This window comes from Fictibacillus halophilus (assembly GCF_042680145.1).
Taxonomy (GTDB): domain Bacteria; phylum Bacillota; class Bacilli; order Bacillales; family Fictibacillaceae; genus Fictibacillus; species Fictibacillus halophilus_A.
The window spans coordinates 855,661-870,520 of record NZ_JBHTNQ010000001.1 but is presented as its reverse complement, the minus strand read 5'-3'; the positions used below and the strand labels follow the sequence as shown (position 1 = coordinate 870,520).

The window sequence follows — 14,860 nt, the reverse complement described above, 5'->3', positions numbered from 1 at the left end:
ACTAAAGGGTCACATGACTGATGCTTTTCACTTTTTTAACGACGACACGATCACCATGTGCAGGAGGCTGGGATGTTACGAGAAACTCAGCAGGTACTTCGCTTTCGTTCCGTACTTGATGAGGTGTGCCTGCAGTGATTTCTATTCCTTGATGAGTACTCAGCACGCATTCTTCTCCATCTTTTTCGATTACAATTTCACCATTTAAAATAAAGAAAAATTGACGAGAGAACACATGGTAATGTCTAACCTCTGCTGTTTGCGGAGGCATTTTTTCATGGATGATACTAAGATCATTCTGTTTGAGGAGATGCCATCCGTCACAGGCATTTCCCCATTGATAATGTTCAGCATTTAACGTGCTTATTTTAGACATACATCCTCCAATTACTTCTTCAAAACGTCCTCCAGATTCACTTTCATCCGCTGTGCAGTTGGCGGACATGTTAAGTTATGCTGAAACACTTTTTGGTTAATGGACTCAACTGTTTTTTTGATGTTATATTCCACCGTGTACGATTTTAGCTCTTCTTTTAATACGTCTATCTCTTTGCCAAGTTTCACCCAATTCGGCAAAACATTATTATCTTTCATTACTTTGTGCAGACGTTTTTCAGGATTGTAAACGAGATCTTCATCAATATTAAGCGGTTTACCCATACCTTCCAGATTGTCAAAAGCCCCTTCCTTTCGGGCACGGTTAACGATTGCTGTGATATGGTCTTCATAATACCAGGCGTTTGTCTGCTCGTCCTTCATTAAAATTTCGCGCTTCTGCAGTTCCTTTTCATATGACGGTTTTTTATTCATCGTAAAAACCTCCAGGAATAAATTTACTTCTACTATATATTTTATGTAAACTTATCCATTTGCCTTGTGAAAGTTATGTCAGATTAGTAGCGGAATTGTGAAAAAATTACGAACTCTTTTCATTACCTTTAAAATTTCTGATGAAAGGAAGTGAGAATACGAGTAAAGCAACTACCATCTCCATAGAACCTCCCCACACAAATACATCTGCTGCTCCTATCTTTTCAATGAGAAGTCCCGCGGTTCCTGCTGCAATGGGTTCAGAAATCCCCATAATAATTACCATGATTCCTATCACCCGCCCGAACAGCTTTGGCGGAATTAAAGCATGATTTACGCTTGGAGCGATAACATTAACGGCTGCTTCAAGAAAACCGACCAGAGCAAGCAAAAACAGAAGAACAGCCAGCTCTTTTGAAAAGAAACCGATTAGGAATATGCTTGCACCTTGAAGGAAACAAGTTAATAACGTCATATAAGGCTTAGGTTTATGAATCACAAATAAAGAGAACATTACTGCAGCCACAACACTTCCAACCGCAAGTGACGTATGAGCCCATCCATATCCTTTTATTCCGAAATCTAAATCCTTCATTAAAAAAGGAAGACTTACCATGACAGCACCCACCGCTGCATTTGCAAAAAAAGCGAAGACTGCCATTGTGGCAAGAACAGGAGCACCAACGAAGAACAAAAATCCTTCTTTAATTCCAGCAAAAAAGGAAGTTGTTTTTTCTTCTGACTCCTCGTCAATAACTCTAATAAAAATAAATAAGCCAGCAGCTGTGAAGAATGCAACACCATTTAACAAGAACGCTATTTTAGCTCCGTACATTGCATAAAGCAGTGCGCCAAGAGCTGGACCGACAACACTTGCTGCCTGACCAGCCATCATTAGAAGGCTCATTGACTGTGTGTAATGCTTTTCTGGGACGAGCCGGGTCCTGAAGGTTATGCCTGCAGGCTCACTTACAGCATCAATCAATCCGAAGAGTACACCTGTTATATAAAAGAAATAAATGGAAGGATCGCCTGCTGCAATGACAGCAAACAGGAGCAGCAAAATACTTCCTCTTCCAATAGCCGATCCAATCAGCAGTCTTTTTACTGAGAACCGGTCTACTATTGCTCCCCCAAATAGAACAAATGAGAATTTCGTGAGCGTAACAAGCAGTATGTACGTACCAACAATGACTGGTGAGCCTGAAATCTGAACGAGCAGCCACATTAAAGTGATCATAAAAATACTGTCGCCCATAGCTGTTAAGATCGAACTAAACCAGAAATATAAAAAACTTCTCTTACGAAAAATCTCCCCTGAGAGCTTCATGTCAATTAATCTCCTGACCTTTTTTCTATCTAAACTCATTATAGGAAAATTCAGACAGGAAAACGATCATTGATTTAATATTTTTCATTAATTCGTAATACAAAAATAAGTAAGTGGTTGATTTCCGCTCCAGGCGCTCGCTTTCCGCGGGGCGTGCGGTGAGCCTTCTTGGCGCTTTGCACCATTAGAAGTCTCACCTGTCCCGCTAATCCCGCAGGAGTCTCGCACCTTGCACTCCAATCAACTTGTCAATGAAGAAAAGTTACAAGATACTAAATAGCAACAATCTTTTAGAAAAGAACTAAAAGAATAGAGGAAGCAGATTTGCTCCCTCTATGTTTGGTTATTATTTTTCTAAAAAGTACTTCTCAAGATCGTCAATCATAAGGTTAGCAGCTTTTACCCCGCCAGCTGTGTTCCAGATCGCATCACTTACTTTATGTGCATTTCCTTCTTTTACAGCTCCAAGGTTCTTCCAAAGCGGGTTGTTTGTCCACTCTTTTTCAGTTTCAGTTGCTTTCCCATCTCCAGTTTCATATGTGAAGTAGAACAGCATGTCGCCATCCATATCAGGTATGCGTTCTTGTGTTACTTCTTCTGCGAAGTCAGGGTTGTTTTGGTCTCCAGGACGAGCAAATCCGATCTGCTTAAGGATTACACCAGAGAAAGAATCTTGGTGGTAGATACGAGACTTACCAGGCATGAAACGTACCATAGATACTTCAGTTTTCAGCTTGTCGCCAGCTTCTGCTTTAAAATCTTCGATACGCTTATCGAATGCAGCTAATACTTCTTTCCCATTTTCTTCTTTATTTAAGGCTTTTGAATATAATTCGAAGTTAATCTTCCAGTCACCGCGAAGATCTTCTGCAAATACAGTTGGTGCGATTTGATTAAGCTCATCGTATTGCTTTTCTTGACGCATTTTGTTACCGATAATTAAATCTGGTTTTAAAGCAGCGATTTTCTCAACGTTAACCGCACTCTCGTCACCTACAACTTCAACGCCTTCCATATCGTCCTTAATGTGGTCATACCAAGGATCGCCTAACCATGACTTAACGGCTCCAACTGGTTTTACGCCAAGTGCTAGAACTGCTTCTGTACCTTCGTTTGTCAGAACAACAACACGCTTGTTGCTCTTAACTTCTGTTGTGCCCATTGCGTGTTCTACTTTATATGAAGAATCAGATCCGCCTGATTTTTCTTCCTCTTTCGCTTTGTCTTTTCCGCCGCATGCTGCTAATGCAAGCATTAATGTAAGTACGGCCGCAAGAGCAAGCCATTTGTATGTAGTCTTTTTCATTCTGTTGTCTCTCCCCTTTTCTATTGTGTAAATGATAATGAGAATCAATTACAATTCGTATCATAATACGAGGATGTATACGTTGTCAATAACCAATTGATAATGATTTTCAAAGTCATTGACAGATACCTATTTTACTTTTAAACTGTAAATGAGAATATTTTTCATTATTAAAAGAGGCTCTGATGAACGGAATATTACAAGGTAATAAAATAAGAACAGCCGCATTAATCATAGGGGTATTCATAGCTTTTATCGTGATGGTATTGAGTGTTGTATTAGGTTACACAGATACGTCGCTATCAATGGCAATTGAAGCATACACCGCATTTAACGGCTCAAATGAACATTTAATCATTCAGCTTTCCCGAGTTCCTCGTGCACTCGTCGGAATGGCTGTAGGAATCAGTTTAGGAATTGCAGGCGTACTTATGCAAGCCCTTACCCGCAATCCAATCGCATCTCCTGATATTTTCGGGGTAAATGCCGGTGCAGGATTTTTCATTGTATTTGGTGTTACTTTCTTAGGCATCACTTCCATTCAGCAATTCATGTGGATCGGTTTTCTGGGAGCTGCAGTAGCATCCGGACTTGCATACGCACTTGGATCTGCAGGAAGAGGCGGTTTAACACCTGTTAAACTGACATTGGCTGGAGCGGTTATGGCAGCACTTTTTGCTTCCCTTACACAAGGAATGCTGGTAACAAATGAAAAAGCACTTGATGAAGTTTTGTTTTGGCTGGCAGGTTCAGTAGAAGGAAGAAAGCTTTCCATGCTTGCAGCAGTTATGCCGGCACTGTTAATTGCCTGGGTTGTTTCCATGCTACTATCGCGCCAGTTGAATGCTTTTGCTTTAGGTGAAGACGTCGCAGTAAGCTTGGGGCAAAAAACGATGATCTTTAAATTTGCTGCTGCACTAATGGTTGTTCTCCTTGCTGGAGGTTCGGTTGCTATTGCAGGACCGATCAGCTTTATAGGAATAGTAGTTCCGCATTTTGCTAGATATTTAGTCGGCAGCGATCATCGATGGATTGTCCCTTTTTCAGCGCTCACTGGCGGAATCATGCTTGTACTTGCAGACATTGGGGCACGTTATATCATTATGCCAGAGGAAGCTCCTGTTGGAGTAGTTACCGCTTTACTCGGTACACCGTTCTTTATTTATATTGTTCGTAAAGGAATATTTCAAAGATGAGAAAGTATTGGGTTATACAGCGAAGATCATTTTCTTACTTAATTGATAAAAAAACAACATTTGCGATTTTAGTTTTAACTTTGCTTGCTCTCTTTTCAATGTTGGTCAGTATAGGCGTCGGTGAACTATACATCGCTCCATTCGATGTCTTTGCAGCGTTAATTGGATCAGGACTTGAAATGAATCAGCTGATCATAACTGAGTTTAGACTTCCGAGAGTACTGGTTGCATTTATTGCTGGCGCGTCCCTCGCACTATCAGGGGCTATCCTGCAAGGGGTGATCAGAAATCCCCTCGCCTCACCCGACATGATTGGAATAACAGGCGGAGCTGGATTTGCCGCAGTTGCATTTTTAACCATGTTCAGTGACGACAGCAACAACTTGTTATTAAGTATTAATTATTTGCCTTTGTTTGCTTTTGCAGGGGCGACAATCGTTGCCTTTTTAATATACGGATTAGCTTGGAAAGACGGCGTTACGCCAATAAGACTCATTTTGATCGGAATCGGGCTGATGGCTCTCTTTCAAGCATTAACAACATTAATGATGCTGATTGGGCCAATCTACCGTGCAAGCCAGGCTACTGTCTGGCTGACCGGAACGGTATACGGCACCTCATGGAAAGAAGTAAAGGCGATGCTTCCCTGGTTTTTAGGAATGATACCGATTCTTTTACTTCTTGTAAGACGATTGAACATTCAAGGTTTTGGCGATGACCTTACAACTGGTGCAGGAATTTCGGTCCACCGTGAACGCTTCATGCTTTTAATGGTATGTACAGCTTTAGCTGGATCTGCTGTCGCCTTTGCAGGAGCAATGGGATTTGTCGGATTAATCGGGCCGCATATCGCCAGAAGAATCACTGGATCATCCTTCGGCGGATTGTTCCCTGCTTCAGCATTAATCGGCGGAATCATGGTTGTGTTAGCAGACTTAGCTGGCAGAACTCTTTTCTCACCATTAGAGGTGCCGGCTGGTGTTTTCACAGCAGCAATCGGTGCTCCGTATTTCATTTATCTTTTATTTAAAAACCAATAACAGGAGTGGATAACAGATGGCTGTATTAACAACCTCAAACCTTACGTTAGCTTACGGAAAAGAACCGATCATCGATGGATTGAACCTGCAGATTCCAAAAGGTAAAATCACCGTCTTTATCGGAAGCAACGGATGCGGGAAATCCACCCTGTTAAGATCTATGGCACGTCTTTTAAATCCGAAATCAGGCAACGTGCTGTTAAACGGAAAAGACATTGCAAAACGCTCCACAAAACAAGTAGCAAAAGAACTTGCCATCCTTCCTCAGGGTCCAGTAGCACCTGAAGGATTGACTGTTCTGCAGCTCGTGAAACAAGGTCGTTTTCCTTATCAGTCTTGGCTTCACCAATGGTCTCCAGAAGATGAAAAAGCGGTAATGAATGCTTTAAGAGCAACAAATCTGCTGCCTTTTATGGAAACACCTGTTGACTCTCTTTCAGGCGGACAGCGCCAGCGTGCTTGGATTGCTATGACACTCGCACAAGGTACTGACACAATTCTGCTGGATGAACCAACAACCTTTTTGGATATGACACATCAGGTAGAAATTCTTGATCTTTTATTCGAGTTAAACGAAAAGGAAAAGCGCACAATAGTGATGGTACTTCATGATTTGAACTTAGCTTGCCGATATGCACACCATATTGTAGCTATCCAAGATAAATCTGTTTACGCACAAGGTGCACCTGAAGAAATCATGACTGAACAATTAGTGGAAGATGTCTTTCAGATGTCCAGTACCGTGATTCCGGATCCAGTATTCGGAACGCCAATGTGTATCCCATATGGAAAGGGGCGGGTTGTACGACATGTCAATACTCCTCAGTACGCCTAAGTCTAACGGATGGACGGCAGATGAAAAAAAGCATATCAGTTCAAACTACCGCTTCTCTTTTCTGGCCCCATTTAAGAATGAAGCTGTGGTCTCTGCAGAGCAGTTATTGAACGAAGACAACTTGCTGGATTACTTGGATCAAACAGGTCCGCGTATTGGGTCTAAAAAGCGTCCTGTTACGGCTTCGTTATTTTTTAAACGCTATGCTTTCTGTAGTCTTACTTCTTCTCTGTACGGAATGACTATGTTAAATAAATCGTTTGACATGAATATTAAGAACGTATATTTAATCGACCATAACTCTGATACCATGTGGCTTCCATCATTTACATTAAAAGATGCTTCTGCACAGCTCTCTACTGAATCCAGAGAAGACTGGCGATCAAGTGTTATTGAAACTCTTTTTAAAGAAAATATTTCAGTGATGCTAAATCACGTGGCAAAATCAGCACGTATCTCTAAAGCAACACTATGGGAGAATGCTTGGATTTACATACGCTGGATTTACGAAACATGGCTTAGTGAAGATCATCCAGATGAAGTGAAACAGCGCATTCAAGAAGACTATGCATTTTTCATGGATGCTGAAGCTTATCATTTTGGATTAACAAAGAATCCATTTCACCGGTTTATGTCACCTGCCGGCTGCGCACCAACGAAAGTCCGCAAAACGTGCTGCCTTTATTACAAAACTGAAAACGGGACTTGCTGTTCTACATGTCCCAAGAAATAAAACCGGGCAAAATAGCCCCGGTTTTTTTCTTTGGCTGTTTTCGCAAAAACTTGATGTTCTTTTAAGCCGTTACAGGATGCTCGCTTTCCACGGGGCGTGCGGTGAGCCCCCTAGGCTAAACAAGCCTACCGGGGTCTCACCTTCATAGAAGTATATGTGCTCCTGCGTCTGCAAGCAAATCCTGACGAGGCATGTTCCTCGTCGCATGCCTTGCAAGAAGTATTCAGGTGGCTGGCACGCAGGAGTCTCGCACCTTGCACTCCAATCATCTTGTCAATGAAGAGAATGAACAAAATGATCCAAAAGCTAAAATTTTTTAGAGAAGAGCTTTTTGTTTTTTCTTGTGTATTTCCGGGTACTTTAGTAAAGAAAAGATGATTGGAGGCGTTTGATGATGATGTGGTTATTTCTATTTTTAGCGGCCTGTGCAGGTGTTGCTGTTTTCTTTTTGGTACCGGCATTCAAATCGTTAAAGGAATCAATGACTACGGTTCAAAAAATGAAAAGTACGGGAGACAGTATCACTGCCCGCATGAACGATGTAAAAACCCAGCAGCAGCTTCTGCAGGAAAAGAAAGATTACCTTCGTTATGATATCTATCAAAAGAAGAACAGCTTTTTGGCTGTAAAAGAAGGTTTTGCTGGAGTAAAGGATACTATTCACAAAATAAAAAATTAGAGGATCGTGACATTATTGCGCATTCATACGTTCGTGCTAGCTGCAATAGAAGCCCCAGACAACCAGATTATTGATTCTTTGACGCAGGAAAAGCTCCCTGATTATGAGTTTAATAAAAAAGACTTATTTACCGCCTATTCCCTCTCTTCCGGGGAACGGCTGTTTAAAGATCAGAACGACCAATGGTATGCTGCTGCTCATTTTGTAAAAGATTCTTTGCACAACGTTAAATATGGGAGACAAACATTCCGGCCTCCTTATAAGGACATACCTTCTGAAGAACTTTCATTTGTAGAGATATTAGAAAAGAATGATTGGGTACCTATGAATGCTCATTACGATAAGGCATTATGCCATGTGATTGCAGAAGTAGGCAAACTTGATGAAATTTCTTTAGAGATGCAGTCTAGGTTAGCCCATGCGGATGGAGATGATGACCCTCAAGTGGCTCATTCACTGCATTTTATTGAGTCAAAACTTGATGGCAAACGGTCTCGTTTTATTTCTGGCTGGGAATCTCACTCTTTTGCTACGATTACAGAGAGCAGTGATTTCGCGGATGATATTTTGATGCCAGTTTCATCATGGCTGTATTTGTTATATTTTTCTTATTTTCTCGATAACAATGGTTCCATTCCCTCAGATCAGATGATGCCGCGTCTGCTCGGGAACTTATGGGCTTCAACAATGAAAGAACTACCGTACAATAAAGACCTTATACGGATCCAGCCACTGTTTTAAATACGAAAAAGCCCTCCAACACAAGTCGGAGGGCTTAATTTTTTATTCAACTACAAGCTTTGAGACCATATCTGCATGTCCGCTTCCACATGGAATGCTGCAGCGAAGTGTATATTCCCCTGGCTTTAAGTTAACAACATCAGACGATCCGCCTGCGATATTTACATCTTCCCCTTCAATCATAAGGGCATGATTTCCGTCAACGTTTTCTAATTTTAGAGCAACATCTTTATTTGCTGGAATTTTGTATTCTTTTTGATCAAACTCAAAGTTCTTCGCTTCGATCGTTACTGTTTCTTCTGCTTTTTTAGAACCTTCTTCTTTATCTTTACCTCCACCGCAAGCTGCCAGGATACCGATAGCTAGAATTGCGATTGCCGCAAGCCACAATGATTTTTTCAACATCTAAATTGCCTCCTTGATTCTTTCTAATGTAATTATAACCCTATTTTAATGCATCTAGTATGGAGAATCTGTGACAGATGTCACAAAGAAAAAAGCCTGGTGATATTCACCAGACTACTTTTCCATCTTTTTATATTCTTCATGAATTTCCTTCGACGTCTGGTCGATCTGCTCTCCCCAGTGGTCGTTTACTTTCGTAAATATCACTTTTCCTTTTTTATCGACTAATGCATAGCCGCGTTTTGCTACGCCTTCGCCTTTCATATCCAGATGGTCGATCAATTTAAATTCAGGATCGGACAAAAATGGGAACGGCGGCTGCATTTCTTGATGAAGAGATGACAAATGTTCAACCGTATCAGAACTCACTGCATAGATATTAACATCCATATCTTCAAACATATCTACATTTTCTTTCAGCTGAACCAGCTGAGCTTGACAGAGTCCTCAGCCAGCTGTTGTAAATAAGAAAATTAATGACGGTTTGTCTGAAGGAAATACGGCTACAGGTTCACCGTTCTGGTTTTCCAGTTTCGCTTCTTTCAGCTTTGAGTCATTCCCGCAGCCTGCAGCTGCCAGTGTTAAAATCACTGCAAAACAGATCGCAAATAATTTATGTATCTTTTTCAAGGCAATCTCCTTTCTAGAATACCGCCACTTTTTTCATGTAATGTGATATTCTATAATTTCTTCAATCTATCTATTATTATAATAGATACGGGTAATTCATATACAATAAATCGGCTTATAAAAGGATGATACATATGAAATTTAGCTTTAAAGTTTGGCTGATTCTCTCTTCAATTTTCTTTGTTCTCGCAGGATGCAGCCAGTTGCAATCGTCTGAAAAAGATAGAATTCCAGTTCAAGTTCTAAACGTAGTTGATGGTGACACGATAAAAGTAAAAGTCGATGGAAAAAGTGAAACCGTTCGTTTTTTACTTGTGGACACCCCAGAGAGCGTCCATCCAAATAAACCCGTTCAGCCGTTTAGTAAAGAAGCGAGCAAACATACAGAAAACATGCTCAGTGGATCGAATGTTGAGCTGGAGCTTGGAATTGGTGAACGGGACAAGTACGGAAGACTTTTAGCATACGTGTATGCAGATGATAAGAGTGTTCAAGAATCACTGCTTGAAAAAGGATTAGCGCGAGTGGCCTATGTGTTTGAGCCAAACACAAAATATGTGGATGACTACGAGAAGATCCAAAAACAAGCTCAAAAAGAAGGGATTGGCATTTGGAGTTTGGAGAACTATTCACAGGAGGATGGTTATATTCCTGAAGAAGCAGAAGATCCATTCGAGGAGACTGCTGACACAAAATGCACGATTAAAGGGAACATTAACTCTTCCGGAGAAAAAATCTATCATGTTGAAAGCGGCAGATATTATAAAATTACTAAACCTGAAGAATGGTTCTGCAGCGAGCAAGAAGCGATCGATAACGGATTCCGGAAGTCTCAGCAATAATAATAAAACCGCTGTCAGGCAAAATTCCTGATAGCGGTTTTTGTTTTTAGCAGCATTCATCCTGCCCGACCATAATTAATCCAGAGCCGTGCTTAGAATCTTCAAAATCAAGCTTTAATGCAGTTGTCTGATCTTTAATTCTTTGGTCAAATGCAACACGAATTCCGTTAACTTCTTCAATAACATCTGAGTTTTCTGGCTCATCCAGAGCCAGGCCAAGCTTTGGACCTCCTCAGCCCATGCCTGCAAAATAAACTCGGATTCCGTTTGCGTTATTCATTTCAAGCACTTCTTCAATATACTTTTTTGCGCTTAATGTAATTTCCACAACCATCACCTCTTCATGTGTAGTATATCGTATTTTTGCCTAAATCGTGAAGAAAATGCTTGTCCTAAGTGGGAAATACATTCTAATTCATCGTGAAAAGCCGCTCTCATTAGTGGAAGTCACTAATGTGAAGCGGCTTTGCGTTTATTAGAGGAATGAAAACTTATAGCGGAATATTTTTTATGGTTTTTTTTGATTTATGAGCCTTCAGGAAATTTCATGAGCCTTTAAACTTTTTTATGGGCCGTCATTTTAATTTATGGGCCTTCAAATTTTTTTTTGAGCCTACAAAAATATTTATGAGCCTTAACCGCGAATGTCCGCCCCAAACACACGAAATCAGCCAAAGTGTAATTGTCTAGGGACTGTCCCCCCGGAGCTGCTTCAGCACCTGCTCGATATCTCCGCTGTTGAAACCGCAGTTCCGCATCGCTTCAGAGACTTTTGCTGTCATATCTGATCTTTCATTATGAGCTTTAATCCGCTGCAAAAGTTCGTTAACTTTTGCTGCATTATAGGTTTCATGATAATTTTTTATGAAAGTTTCCATATCCCTTCCCTCCTTTAGAAATTTTCTTCACAGTAGGGATATATATGATTTGGACGAATTTGATTAGAATTTGTCCTCTAAACAAATTAAAAACCCGCTTATCATTAAGCGGGCTCATTCACTATCTAATTCTTATTTCTTTTTTACTTTAAACAAGATAAACAGGAAGATGATAACGACTGCTGCAATCATAATTCCTCTTGTGTAAGGGGCAGCGATTGTTTTGATGTCTTCCCAGTTGCTTCCGAGTCTGCTTCCCAATTCAATGAAGAAGATTGACCATGGAATAACAGCAAGTGTTGTAAATAACGTGAACTTCGCAAATGACATTTTTGCGATACCCGCTGGGATGCTGATCGCATGTCTTACAACCGGAATAAATCGAGCAAAGAAAATAACGCCTGTACCATATTTATTAAACCATTTTTCTGAAAGGTCGATTTGCTTTTTAGAGATTAGAATGTATTTTCCGTACTTTTCTAAAAACGGTCGTCCTCCATAATAGCCCATCCAATATAAGAAAAGCTGCGCCAGCGTTCCGCCAATTGTTCCGGCAATAACAGCCAAGGTAAAATTCAGATGTCCTTTGGCAACCATGTAACCGCCGTAAGACAGAACAAGTTCACTCGGAATGACCTCAATCATCAATCCAAGTGCAATTCCTAAATGACCTAAACTCATAATCCATTCAAGCAGTGAAATCACTAATTCTTTCATTGTATCTCCTTAACCTCTAATTATATTTTTGCTGCTGCCAAAAAGCCTGTCCAAGCAGCTATCAATCCTAATGTGTATGTTAGGACCAAATAAAGAAGAACTTTTCTTTTATCTTTTTTATAAAGCGTAACAACTTCAAATTGAAGTGTCGAGAATGTCGTGAGGGCGCCTAGAAAACCTGCTGCGTACAGTGAATCTAGTATTTCCCGTCCTTCATTCGTGACATACCAGCCTAATAAGAACGATCCGAGAATATTTACATAAAACGTTCCCCAAGGAAAATCTCCATTTAATCGCTGACTCACAAAGTATCGAGCCAGTGCACCGCATGCACCGCCAGCTGCTGCGGCTATAGAACTTACAATCATTGTTCTGCACCTTCTTTTTCTAGAAGTACTAAGCCGCATTTCATCCCGAGTAAGACCGCTCCAATACCCATTACTGCACTGATTATGAAATACTGGATAGCTATCGAATACAGTCCTTGATCCAAAAGCAGAACAATCTCCGCATTAAAGGTTGAGAACGTCGTAAAAGATCCTAAAAATCCGGTTTGAATTCCTAATACGAGTGTTCTGTTTTTTATTTGCTGAGATCCGTGAACAACAAACCATCCCAGAACAAAACTTCCGATCAGATTTATCGCCAAGGTGGGAAACGGAAACTGCGCATGAGGCTGAAAAAGAAGAATACCGATCCAAAACCGGAGAACAGCTCCAATCATTCCGCCGGCTGTGATTGCTACGATCTTCACCCTATACTATTCCTCCTGTATGTACAAAAAGATTAAGACACATGCCTTAATCTTTTGTCAGTTCTTTTTTCCAAATTAAATTTGCACAATACTTGATGATATCTCTTCTTCTTATAATACCGATGAAATGACCATCGTCATCGGTAACAGGTATAAAGTTCTGGTCAGTAGACAAAGTAATAAGGTCTTCCATATTTGAGTTGATCGATACAGATATGTTATTTATACGCTGCGGCACATCAGTTAACTTTGTCTTTAAAACTTCATCATAACCCTTTTCAAAAGCTTCCCTAAGCTTCCATAGAAGATCGCCTTCAGTCAGCGTTCCAATGTAGCGTCCTTCTTCAGATACAAGCGGCACTGAAGTATACTTGTGATAAGATAACTTCTCTAATGCCTGCCTCATAGTTGCTTCAGGGTTCAAGTACTTTACTTCATCTTTCGGCAACAAATAAAAAGCAATATTCATGTTGGTACGCGCTCTCCTTTGTAAGCATGATTCACGCTTATTTAAACGCTTTTTCTAACACCTACTCCATTATATCAAAAAGGAACTTGGTCTGCTTTATTAAACCACTGTCTTATTTTAAAATCTCCTCTTCCCTTCACCGCATTCCGTCATGCAAGGCTGTTTAAAAGGCTGTTTCGTAAACATTGTTGCTTTTGTAAGAGGTTAATTTCCGCTACAGGACTCGCTTTCCGCAGGATGGGCGGTGAGCCCCCTCGTCGCCTCGCGACATTGAGTGGTCTCACCTGTCCCACTCATCCTGCAGGACAAGGAATGCTTCGACAGCTTTACATCGCACGAAGAAAATGTGATTTTTCATTTTCGAGGAGTCTCGTCCTTTCGCTCCAATTAACTAGTCAAAGAAGTGTACTTCACAAAAAATGTTCAAAACAACAATCTTTTAGAAATGAACCTTTAAAAATTTTTGCAAATCGTAATGATTCCGTTTATAATAAAAAAGGATTGTTTGAAAGGAGAGAGAAACTGATGAAAAGACTTGGCTTGGTAGGCATGATTTTTCTGTTGATCGCAACAGCAGCTTGCGGGAACAAAAGTGATGATAAAAAAGATGGAACATTAAATATATATACAACGATGTATCCTCTAGAATATTTTACAGAAAGAATTGGCGGAAAGCATGTTGAAGTTTCGTCCATTATACCACCAGGAGCAGATGCACATACGTATGAGCCATCGACTAAGAAAATGGTAGAGATAACAGAAGGCGATGCGTTTGTTTACAATAAGATGGAATCCGATGAGTTCTCTTCTTCAGTTGCGGGTACGTTAAAAGAAGAAAACGTTCCAATTGTAGATGCTGCAAAAGGAGTAGAACTCGCGCATATGGAAGAGCAAGAAGAAGAAGGTGCACATGATGAAGGTAAAGAAGCACATCACGAACATGGCTCACAGGACCCTCATATCTGGCTGGACCCGATTCTTGCTCAAAAAATGGCGGATAACATCTATAACGGTTTAGTGAAAATCAAACCTGACGCAAAAGATGATTTTAAAAAGAATCATGATGCATTAATTAAAGATTTAAAAGAGCTGGACGCTTCGTTTAAGAGTAAAGTTGAAGAAGCTCCAAAGAACACTTTTATTGTATCTCATGCAGCTTATGGTTATTGGGCAGAGCGTTACAATATAGAACAGATTGCGATCAGCGGACTCTCACCATCTCATGAACCGAGTCAGCATCAGATCGAAAACATCATTCAAAGCGCTAAGAAAGAAAAGATCAGTTATATCCTATTCGAAGAAAATGTTAATAACAAAGTGGCTGAGATGATCAATAAAGAAGTCGGAGCCAAGACAATGACGCTGCACAATCTTGAAACATTGACAAAAGACGATTTGAAGAATAACCGTGATTATCTTTCCATCATGAAAGAAAACATCGAAACCTTATCTAAAGCACTTCAATAAATAGCAAAACGCCTAGGGAATCATTTCC

General features: G+C 40.4%; 20 protein-coding genes and 1 pseudogene. 8 read left to right on the top strand and 13 right to left on the bottom strand.

Annotated features, from left to right (window positions below):
- Position 1: 1 nt before the first annotated feature.
- The 4 genes from ACFQ4X_RS04610 to ACFQ4X_RS04595 form a co-directional block, all read right to left on the bottom strand.
- Positions 2–376 carry a cupin domain-containing protein gene (locus ACFQ4X_RS04610; RefSeq protein WP_379833376.1) on the bottom strand — a complete coding sequence of 125 codons (375 nt, stop codon included), beginning with the start codon at positions 374–376 and terminating at the stop codon, positions 2–4.
- A gap of 11 nt (positions 377–387) precedes the next feature.
- Positions 388–810, bottom strand: a complete 423-nt coding sequence (locus tag ACFQ4X_RS04605) for a DUF1992 domain-containing protein (RefSeq protein ID WP_379833375.1) — start codon at positions 808–810, stop codon at positions 388–390.
- Between the two features lie 106 nt (positions 811–916).
- On the bottom strand, positions 917–2,140 hold the full coding sequence (locus ACFQ4X_RS04600; RefSeq protein WP_379833374.1) for an MFS transporter: 1,224 nt from the start codon (positions 2,138–2,140) through the stop codon (positions 917–919).
- 346 nt (positions 2,141–2,486) lie between these two features.
- Entirely contained in the window at positions 2,487–3,446 is a 960-nt protein-coding gene (locus tag ACFQ4X_RS04595; RefSeq protein WP_379833373.1) for an ABC transporter substrate-binding protein, read from the bottom strand.
- Positions 3,447–3,631: 185 nt separating this feature from the next.
- Between ACFQ4X_RS04595 and ACFQ4X_RS04590 the strand changes: the two genes are divergently transcribed.
- The 6 genes from ACFQ4X_RS04590 (at position 3,632) to ACFQ4X_RS04565 (ending at position 8,670) form a co-directional block, all read left to right on the top strand.
- The gene (locus ACFQ4X_RS04590; RefSeq protein ID WP_379833372.1) at positions 3,632–4,642 is read left to right on the top strand and encodes a FecCD family ABC transporter permease; all 1,011 of its coding nucleotides are present in this window, start codon (positions 3,632–3,634) and stop codon (positions 4,640–4,642) included.
- On the top strand, positions 4,639–5,682 hold the full coding sequence (locus tag ACFQ4X_RS04585) for a FecCD family ABC transporter permease (RefSeq protein ID WP_379833371.1): 1,044 nt from the start codon (positions 4,639–4,641) through the stop codon (positions 5,680–5,682). The genes ACFQ4X_RS04590 and ACFQ4X_RS04585 overlap by 4 nt, the downstream gene beginning before the upstream one ends.
- A gap of 16 nt (positions 5,683–5,698) precedes the next feature.
- Positions 5,699–6,517 (top strand): ABC transporter ATP-binding protein, encoded by an 819-nt coding sequence (locus ACFQ4X_RS04580; protein WP_379833370.1) that lies wholly within the window; start codon positions 5,699–5,701, stop codon positions 6,515–6,517.
- Entirely contained in the window at positions 6,492–7,250 is a 759-nt protein-coding gene (locus ACFQ4X_RS04575; protein WP_379833369.1) for an IucA/IucC family C-terminal-domain containing protein, read from the top strand. The genes ACFQ4X_RS04580 and ACFQ4X_RS04575 overlap by 26 nt, the downstream gene beginning before the upstream one ends.
- Positions 7,251–7,641: 391 nt before the next feature.
- Complete coding sequence (locus tag ACFQ4X_RS04570; RefSeq protein WP_379833368.1) at positions 7,642–7,929, top strand: hypothetical protein; 288 nt, start codon at positions 7,642–7,644, stop codon at positions 7,927–7,929.
- 15 nt (positions 7,930–7,944) lie between these two features.
- Positions 7,945–8,670: a hypothetical protein gene (locus ACFQ4X_RS04565; protein ID WP_379833367.1), complete on the top strand. Its 726-nt coding sequence runs from the start codon at positions 7,945–7,947 to the stop codon at positions 8,668–8,670.
- A gap of 42 nt (positions 8,671–8,712) precedes the next feature.
- Here ACFQ4X_RS04565 and ACFQ4X_RS04560 read toward each other — a convergent pair whose 3' ends face one another.
- The 3 genes and pseudogenes from ACFQ4X_RS04560 to ACFQ4X_RS04550 form a co-directional block, all read right to left on the bottom strand.
- A complete protein-coding gene (locus ACFQ4X_RS04560) occupies positions 8,713–9,075 on the bottom strand; it encodes a cupredoxin domain-containing protein (protein ID WP_379833366.1) in 363 nt (120 codons plus the stop codon).
- Positions 9,076–9,189: 114 nt separating this feature from the next.
- Positions 9,190–9,507: pseudogene (locus tag ACFQ4X_RS04555) on the bottom strand (redoxin domain-containing protein); the annotation flags it as partial.
- Positions 9,508–9,522: 15 nt separating this feature from the next.
- A complete protein-coding gene (locus ACFQ4X_RS04550) occupies positions 9,523–9,705 on the bottom strand; it encodes a hypothetical protein (RefSeq protein ID WP_379833365.1) in 183 nt (60 codons plus the stop codon).
- A gap of 134 nt (positions 9,706–9,839) precedes the next feature.
- Between ACFQ4X_RS04550 and ACFQ4X_RS04545 the strand changes: the two genes are divergently transcribed.
- Positions 9,840–10,547, top strand: a complete 708-nt coding sequence (locus ACFQ4X_RS04545; protein ID WP_379833364.1) for a thermonuclease family protein — start codon at positions 9,840–9,842, stop codon at positions 10,545–10,547.
- A gap of 46 nt (positions 10,548–10,593) precedes the next feature.
- Here the strand turns inward: ACFQ4X_RS04545 and ACFQ4X_RS19385 are convergent, their stop codons facing one another.
- From ACFQ4X_RS19385 to ACFQ4X_RS04520, 6 genes are all read right to left on the bottom strand, one after another.
- Positions 10,594–10,875 (bottom strand): HesB-like (seleno)protein, encoded by a 282-nt coding sequence (locus tag ACFQ4X_RS19385; protein WP_425589399.1) that lies wholly within the window; start codon positions 10,873–10,875, stop codon positions 10,594–10,596.
- Positions 10,876–11,233: 358 nt separating this feature from the next.
- Positions 11,234–11,425 carry a hypothetical protein gene (locus ACFQ4X_RS04540; RefSeq protein ID WP_379833363.1) on the bottom strand — a complete coding sequence of 64 codons (192 nt, stop codon included), beginning with the start codon at positions 11,423–11,425 and terminating at the stop codon, positions 11,234–11,236.
- A 132-nt stretch (positions 11,426–11,557) separates the two neighbouring features.
- A complete protein-coding gene (locus tag ACFQ4X_RS04535; RefSeq protein WP_379833362.1) occupies positions 11,558–12,142 on the bottom strand; it encodes a DedA family protein in 585 nt (194 codons plus the stop codon).
- A 20-nt stretch (positions 12,143–12,162) separates the two neighbouring features.
- Complete coding sequence (locus tag ACFQ4X_RS04530; protein ID WP_379833361.1) at positions 12,163–12,510, bottom strand: fluoride efflux transporter FluC; 348 nt, start codon at positions 12,508–12,510, stop codon at positions 12,163–12,165.
- Positions 12,507–12,896 (bottom strand): fluoride efflux transporter CrcB, encoded by a 390-nt coding sequence (crcB, locus tag ACFQ4X_RS04525; protein WP_379833360.1) that lies wholly within the window; start codon positions 12,894–12,896, stop codon positions 12,507–12,509. Before crcB ends, ACFQ4X_RS04530 begins: the two co-directional genes overlap by 4 nt.
- 46 nt (positions 12,897–12,942) lie before the next feature.
- Positions 12,943–13,365 carry a CBS domain-containing protein gene (locus tag ACFQ4X_RS04520; protein ID WP_066288500.1) on the bottom strand — a complete coding sequence of 141 codons (423 nt, stop codon included), beginning with the start codon at positions 13,363–13,365 and terminating at the stop codon, positions 12,943–12,945.
- Between the two features lie 525 nt (positions 13,366–13,890).
- On the opposite strand from ACFQ4X_RS04520, the gene ACFQ4X_RS04515 reads away from it, so the two are divergent.
- Positions 13,891–14,832, top strand: a complete 942-nt coding sequence (locus ACFQ4X_RS04515; RefSeq protein WP_379833359.1) for a metal ABC transporter solute-binding protein, Zn/Mn family — start codon at positions 13,891–13,893, stop codon at positions 14,830–14,832.
- Positions 14,833–14,860 lie beyond the last annotated feature (28 nt).